Annotated in this window: 7 protein-coding genes; 2 read left to right on the top strand and 5 right to left on the bottom strand. The window is 48.1% G+C overall.

Annotated features, from left to right (window positions below):
* Positions 1–408: 408 nt before the first annotated feature.
* Complete coding sequence (locus MiSe_RS46560; RefSeq protein WP_226593763.1) at positions 409–927, bottom strand: phenolic acid decarboxylase; 519 nt, start codon at positions 925–927, stop codon at positions 409–411.
* A gap of 266 nt (positions 928–1193) precedes the next feature.
* On the opposite strand from MiSe_RS46560, the gene MiSe_RS46555 reads away from it, so the two are divergent.
* The gene (locus MiSe_RS46555; protein WP_226593761.1) at positions 1194–1343 is read left to right on the top strand and encodes a hypothetical protein; all 150 of its coding nucleotides are present in this window, start codon (positions 1194–1196) and stop codon (positions 1341–1343) included.
* A gap of 331 nt (positions 1344–1674) precedes the next feature.
* On the opposite strand, the gene MiSe_RS46550 is transcribed toward MiSe_RS46555, so the two are convergent.
* A complete protein-coding gene (locus MiSe_RS46550; RefSeq protein ID WP_226593759.1) occupies positions 1675–2142 on the bottom strand; it encodes a hypothetical protein in 468 nt (155 codons plus the stop codon).
* 977 nt (positions 2143–3119) lie between these two features.
* Between MiSe_RS46550 and MiSe_RS46545 the strand changes: the two genes are divergently transcribed.
* Entirely contained in the window at positions 3120–3611 is a 492-nt protein-coding gene (locus MiSe_RS46545; RefSeq protein ID WP_226593757.1) for a helix-turn-helix transcriptional regulator, read from the top strand.
* Here the strand turns inward: MiSe_RS46545 and bioD are convergent.
* From bioD to MiSe_RS46530, 3 genes are all read right to left on the bottom strand, one after another.
* Positions 3553–4233 (bottom strand): dethiobiotin synthase, encoded by a 681-nt coding sequence (gene bioD, locus MiSe_RS46540; RefSeq protein ID WP_226593755.1) that lies wholly within the window; start codon positions 4231–4233, stop codon positions 3553–3555. The genes MiSe_RS46545 and bioD overlap by 59 nt on opposite strands.
* A gap of 55 nt (positions 4234–4288) precedes the next feature.
* A complete protein-coding gene (locus MiSe_RS46535) occupies positions 4289–6334 on the bottom strand; it encodes a serine/threonine-protein kinase (RefSeq protein ID WP_226593753.1) in 2046 nt (681 codons plus the stop codon).
* A 163-nt stretch (positions 6335–6497) separates the two neighbouring features.
* Positions 6498–6683 (bottom strand): hypothetical protein, encoded by a 186-nt coding sequence (locus MiSe_RS46530; protein ID WP_226593751.1) that lies wholly within the window; start codon positions 6681–6683, stop codon positions 6498–6500.
* Positions 6684–7021 lie beyond the last annotated feature (338 nt).

The following is a 7021-nucleotide window of genomic DNA, read 5'->3' as shown; positions in this document are numbered from 1 at the left end:
TCTTCACCAATGTCAAGAATCAACATTAGTTAAGCTTAATATTGACTGCGGTTAAAACCGCTCGTGTCGATTTTCCGCCCCGCAATAAATTGACGGGGCTACCAATCTCCCGTTATTTTTAGGTGTATTTTTCTTTAAATAACCACAACAAACCCTCATTTTTAGTATTCATGCTTACCCTCCAGCAATATACTAATCAAATTTTTCAATCTAATTATCACATAGATACTCAAATAAATCAACGCTCAAATGTCAAATTTTTTTTATATATATTTGATTTTTTTTTATAAAAAATCAAGCCCAAATATTTATCTTTACGTTCTAGATTTTCAAACTCCAGAAACAGAAAAATATTTTTCCAGGTTCTGGTTGTAAATCAAACGGTTCCACCCAACGTCGCTTACCATCTCAATTGCGTCTAGAAGCGTAATTTTCCGGTAGTTGTTCTGGAGAGCAGGCAATAATATCTTCCCGATCTGGGCCAACATCTTCCTGAAAGGTAATAGATGCAAACTCATCTATTACGAGTTTGGGATAGGTTGGACCAGCATCGCGATAACGATACATCTCATCTTCATGCTCATTCTGAAAACAGACAGTTAACTGGGGATTTTCCACAATCCATGCGGGGAAGAAGGCTACTCCATGAACCTTACCAGCGTTTAATATAAAGGCAAGACTGACGCAAGTTCCAGTTGGTTCATCCCACGAAATCCGGAAGATATCATCCGACAACCTGACAATATTGGCTTGCTGACTTTTGACCCACCGCCCGCCGACCATGCCGCTGTGGATTCGATACTCTATGGTTCTGGCGTTCTTCACATATAGTTCGTACTGCCAGCCATTCTCATAAGTATAGATGAAATGCTTGCCGACAAATTGAGTTAGTTCTTCCGGCTGAGTTGATTCCAAGTTGCTCGACATTGCTTTGTTCACTTTCTGTACAAAAAATCTCTTGCTTGTTACTGGTTACATCTTGCACGGTCAATCCAGGTTGCCAATCATCGCAGAGAAAGTAGTTGCTGTATTTTTATGCCAGGGAATGAGTAGTTTTCTTAACATCACCCAATAATATCATGTCAGTATAAGCAGGGGGACAGGGAAAAACCAAACTATGTAACGCTTCTTTACCCGAAACCGTGCATGAAAGCCCCTGGCTTTAGACTTTGTCGTTACTCACATCTCATATCATGTCCGGTCGATTACCCTTAATTAAAATTCTCCGCGTCAGAGCGTCTGGGCGTCCCCGCGTCAGTCCCAACTATGGGTCTTCAAGCGGACATGATATCACAGCGAGCGATCGCATCGGTGTGGCGGCAAATAAGTTGCTCCCCATTTAAATCGAATCAAGCGACGGGCCCTCCGGCTCATCCCACAAGAATCTCCGAAAAAGACCAACTATTTCTGTGGAAGAATTATATCATGTCCGCGAGAGATCAGTTGTGTATAGTTGATTGTGCGAAAAAGCGTTTTTTCTCCCCCATCCCCTTTGCTCCCCTTTGCTCCCCCAGCTCTCCAAACGCAACCGATGCAACCGGACACGATATTACCCGACGATTTTGGGCCATCGGAGCGATCGCCTGACCCAGAAAAACGATCGAAAAAGCTATTAAGATAACTCAAGAGGAACCGAAGGGCGATCGCCCCTCAAGATATTCTCCCTGGGTTTGGCTACTGGGGTTCTTCTGTTTCATCCAACTGAGAATCGCTATAGTATTTAGCTTCAGAGAGTGCAGCCTTAGCCAGATTCGCTACAACTTCATCAGAGACATCGGATGGTAGTTGACTGCGAATATTTTTGAACAGAGTTACGAGAATGTCAGCATTGCGTTTGGCAATAGATTCTATCCGCTCATCATCTTCTGTAGATGTAGGAAGAGATGCAGGAGCATTATTCGCCTCTTTTGCAGCAGTGGTATGTAGCTCGACGACGGTTTGCCAGTCCAGCCCCAATTGTCCACAAATCTCTATAAAACTCCCAAGGTGAACCGGCTTACCATTAAGAAAGCTTTGAACAGTCGATCTAGCCAAGCCTACAGTATCAGCCAAATTCATCTGGCTATAAAAGCGACGACGTAGAGCTTGCTTAACTGTTTCGATATGCTCTGGAGCCACTCTGATTCCTGAAGTTCTTGCCATAGTAGCTGAAGTGAACAGAAATGTTTTCGTATCAAACAAAACAAAACAAGGATGTCTGTATCGCCATTAAACCCAGGACTGACGCAACACTATGTACTCTTGAAAGTCAAGCATAACTCAGGCATAAGTCAAGCATAAGTCCATCAATAAATCAAGCCAACGACTATAATAATATAATTGGAGGCGTATATCTAAAACTATTGACTGGCGCGGCGAGTACGTGATAGGCTGTTTTTTAACAGCGAAGACCCCAGTGTGTTAGTAGGGCACGCTGGGGTCTTCGCTGTTAAAAACACGTGAATTCGATTTCCGCTTCCTGGTGTCAACAGGAACGGTATTTGTTCAAACTTCCAGCAGCAAAGGACTGCCTCAGTTTGCCATGACAAAATCCGATTATAACCCAACCATTGGTCAAAAGCCAATCCCAACTTGTAGTCAAAGCAAGATGACACAGGCGATGCAATCGGTGGGGCATTTCCAGCGAGCGTGACTTAAATGGGGCGATAAATTGGGAAAATGCCGCAAAAAACGCTTGTAAGTGCGGCAAGCGCGGAATTTACGCCTGGGGACTGTTGGAACCGACTCCCGGTTGAAGCAGGAAGCTTTCCGTCAAAGGGAGCGAAATGCGCCCTGGGAGTAAGTTTTGTCTGGCACGACAGAGCAATTAATTGCACAGACCTGTAGTGTTGTGGCGTACGCAATACCGCCACAGCATTAGGCATCGTGTCTGTCATATCATGTCCGCGAGAGATCGGTAGTGTATGGATAGCTAATTGCTAATTGCTAATTGCGAGCTTTTCAATTGCCTCGAGAGCTGCTCAGTAATGATTGACTGTTTCTTTTTTATTTAACCATTAGCGATTAGCTATTAGCAGTTACACAACCGTTGCTACCGGACGTGATATCAATCAGAGTTTTGTGTGTCCTGGATTTGAGCTTTTTTGTTAACACAAAAACCTTCATTTTCTTCAGCTACTATGGCAAGAACACCGGGAATCAGAGTGGCTAGTGAGCATATCCCAACAGTTAAGCAGGCACTATATCGTCGCTTTTATCGCCAGCAGGATTTGGCTGAGGCGATAGGAATCAGTCGCTCCACAGTTTACAGCTATCTCAATGGCAGGCGAGTTTCTTATCTAAACTTTATCGAAATTAGCGCAAGATTAGAATTGGACTGGCAAGCGATATGCCATCCGGCACGCTGCGCGAACGCTGTCCTACCTCCACGCTTTCAACAACTGCTAAGAGAACCAATAGAGTCTCTGACGGAAGCGGAGAAGAACGGGAATTCGGACATTGACTATGCCTTAGTCAGAGCTTTCTTGTATAAGGTGTTGACGCACCTGCAAACTTCTCTGGATGAGTTATTGGCAGCGAATCAAAAGCGTCCGCTCAACTCAGAAATGTCAATCAAACCGGCATCAACCGTTCTAGCTCCAGATGAGAGGCAACGTGAGCCAACTTGTTGAGATCGGTTGGCTCATCTAAATAAGGTATAACACCTAAAACCAGGGTATTTGTCAAAGATTGAATCAGATCGATTGATGCCCAATCAGCTATTTCTTGGTCTGAACAAGGTTTGACACAATTGAGGACAATACCTTTAAGCTGGACTTTAGACTGACGCGCGAGGGCAACATTGGCAACAGCTTGACCGATGCAACCCAATTGTACCGGCACGACCAACACTGTAGGCAATCCCCAGTCCCTGGCTAAATCTGCCACCGTGAGTTCGTGGGTGATAGGAGAACCAAGTCCCCCCAGCGCTTCGACCAAAACAAAATCCCGCTGTTTGTGCAAGCTCTCAAACGCCTGCCAAACCTTTCCTAGTTCGATTTGGCGTCCTTCCCGTTCCGCCGCCAAAGGCGGGGCGAGGGGTGCGCTAAAGTGCAGCGGTGTAATTTCTTGGAGGGATTGATTGAGCGAGAATATTTGACTGTAGAGTTCGCGATCCCCCACTCCAGTCTGAAGCGGCTTAAAAATCCCTAAACTCCGACTCCGACAGTAAATTTGCCAGTACGCCGCCAGCGCTGACGTTAAAACTGTTTTTCCCGCATCCGTATCAGTACCAGCAATCAAAAGTGCATTCATGAGCAATTAGCAATTAGCAATTAGCAATTAGCAATTAGCAATTAGCAATTAGCTACTATTGTCGAACATTTACCTCAATCGTAAAATTTGTTGCCTCGGTTGCCGTCACATCAATTTTGTACTCACCGCTCGAATCTACCTTCCCTTCCCATTCTCCCAGCCCAGAGGCATTTTCCACCAATTGACCGTTGGGATGGCGAATATCCAACCTTGCCGCAGAAGCTCCCGTTTGAATTCTCGCGCTCAGTACCTGTCCTGCTTGAGCATAAACCAAGTATCGCTTGATTCTGCGTTGACTCGTTCTACCAGAAATTTGGGCGCTGGCATTACCGGGTGGCAAATCCAGCGGTTCCTCCTCATATTCATTCGTAGCAGGCGGTGCGACCTTAAATTCCTCGCCCGGAAATGGATTTTCACCCAAGGTGGGTGTCGGCGTTGGTGTTGGTGTCGGCGTTGGTGTTTCTGTCGGCGTTGGTGTCGGCGTTGGTGTCTCTGTCGGCGTTGGTGTTGGTTCTGGGTTAGTTAAGCGCAGATTGAGCCTATAGGCGCCCTCTTGAACCCCCCGCACCGTGCGTAGTTGGATCGTATAATTCCCATTATCTGGCAGTACCCCTTCCCAGCGCGTCACTCTTGTGGAACGGTCATCTACAGGTTCTTCCTTTGGCCCCAAAATCGTGATCAACACCCCTTCTTCTTCCAAAGACGCGCTTAACTGTTGACCTTTCGTGCCGTTAATGATATAATTTGCCGTTTCGTTGGCTTTGAGATTTCCTGGGGTAGAAAGACTATCACCCGGCAACAAGTTGAGGCGTTCCTCAGAGGTGACGGGTTCGGGTTCGGGGGTTGGTGTAGGGGTTTCGATTGGAGTTGGTGTGGGCGTTGAGTCGGTTGGATTATCAAAAACCGTGGGCGTCGGTATCGGCGTCAATATGGTTTTGACCTGGGCTGGATTGTTGAGGATAGTACTGACGATCGCCCAAGAGCCAACTCCCGCCAATATAGCCAAGAACATTCCCACAAAGATAACTAGCATTGGGTTATCCCAACTCGACCTTTCTGTAGCTGCGGGAATTACTGGGTTTGGTTGGTTAGAAGGATACTGACTTTGAGCAATTGGCGCAGCAGTTGCTGCGCCAATTGCTCCGCCACGATTTACCGCTACCGTCTGGATTTGCGAGTATTGGGGAGCAGGGGTTGCTTGCACCTGGGTTGGCGGTATTTTGGACTGCGCTGGGTTGTTGTAGGAAGATTTTAGCGCTATGGCGACTTCGCGGGCGTCCGAGTAGCGATCGCTCGGCTTATAACTCAACATCCGATTCAACACCGCCGTCAATCCGGGGTTGACCGGCGGTATCCATCGATACCAAGTCCAACTCAAACTGGTTTCATCGTATAAATCTTGGGGGTCTTGTCCGGTGAGCAGAACGGCGCAGGTAACGGCTAAAGCGTAGAGGTCGCTGCTGGGGTAAGCGCGTCCGGTTTGAATTTGTTCTGGGGGCGCGTAGCCCATTTTACCCACTGTGGTGAGCGTGGGGATTTTTTGGGGGGATTGAAACCGGGTGACGAGTTCTTTGACCACGCCGAAGTCGATCAGGACGGGGAAGCGATCGCTCACGCGCAGGATGATATTATCCGGCGAGATATCGCGATGAATAATCCCCTTAGCGTGAATGTGGTCTAATACTGGCAACATCTGCTGTAAAAGTTGCAAAACCTCAGCTTCGGAGCATCTTTTTCCCTGTGACTTGCGCTCGGTTAGCAGCGTGCTATAGGTTTTGCCTTCTACGTAGTCTTGCACTAAAAACAGGCGTCCATCTTGCTCGATGGTGGCGCGGAACTGGGGAATTTGCGGATGCTGAATTTGATAAAGCGTAGCTGCTTCCCGTTGGAAAAGTTCTTTAGACTTCTCTGGCGTGTAAGCACCCGTTTGCACGGGAATAAATTCCTTGAGCGCGCATCGTTCCTTAAAGCGCCCAGTATCTTCTGCCAGATAGGTTCGACCAAACCCCCCTTGACCCAAAATCTTGAGCAAGCGGTAGCGGTTTTGCACGACGGTGCCAATGGGAAGCGGTGGTTGCATCGCGATCTGATCAGCAGTCACTAACAGGGCGAAAAATCTAAGCTGGCTGCATTTTAGCGCGAACTACCCACCACTAGCTGACCTTTGCTTTCAGGACTTACGCTTGGGCGACCTATAACCTTTGTTTCAGTGTAATGATTCACTGCAAAAAAATTTGAGGCGCAGCGCGCTGTGAATTTTTACCTCAATTGTAGTGGGCGAGCGCCTTTGAGCCATTGTCATCAACTGCACCTGGTGCAATCCCATAATAAAACTTCCCCTCGTGCCATTTCCAGCGGTAGCCATCGGGGTCGAATTGCGCGATAGCATCGGGGAAAGCATCACCCAATTTCTGTTTAAGTCTGCTCAGCCAACTGGTTGATTTTCCCACTCTCGCTGCTGTGCGCTCTGCCTGTAAGCCAGAAAGGCTACCAGCCGCGCATTGGGACAATAGACGCCGGAGTGGGGGAGCAAAGGGGAGTGGGGGGAGTGGGGGGAGCAAAGGGGAGTGGGGGGAGCAAAGGGGATGGGGGGGGAGGGGGGGGGGGGGGGGCAAAGGGGGGGGGGGGAGTGGGGGGAGTTGGGAGGAGCGGGTGGGGGGGGGTAGCTAGGGGGTAAAAGTGCCTAGTAGGAATGGACTGGGGAAAAATATCCCATGGTGCCTGGTGTTTGCCTTTCCCCCATGGACCCCAGATTGGCACAGGACACGCGTGAACTCCTGTCACAGCG

This window comes from Microseira wollei NIES-4236 (assembly GCF_020521235.1).
GTDB lineage: Bacteria > Cyanobacteriota > Cyanobacteriia > Cyanobacteriales > Aerosakkonemataceae > Microseira > Microseira wollei.
Note: the sequence above shows the minus strand (reverse complement) of the source record. Positions and strands in the feature narration are given on the sequence as shown.

Coding starts and splice junctions, on each gene's coding strand:
- MiSe_RS46555 (WP_226593761.1), top strand. CDS start 1,194: ATGTCCGGTCGATTACCCTTAATTAAAATTCTCCGCGTCAGAGCGTCT.
- MiSe_RS46545 (WP_226593757.1), top strand. CDS start 3,120: ATGGCAAGAACACCGGGAATCAGAGTGGCTAGTGAGCATATCCCAACA.
- MiSe_RS46560 (WP_226593763.1), bottom strand. CDS start 927: ATGTCGAGCAACTTGGAATCAACTCAGCCGGAAGAACTAACTCAATTT.
- MiSe_RS46550 (WP_226593759.1), bottom strand. CDS start 2,142: ATGGCAAGAACTTCAGGAATCAGAGTGGCTCCAGAGCATATCGAAACA.
- bioD (WP_226593755.1), bottom strand. CDS start 4,233: ATGAATGCACTTTTGATTGCTGGTACTGATACGGATGCGGGAAAAACA.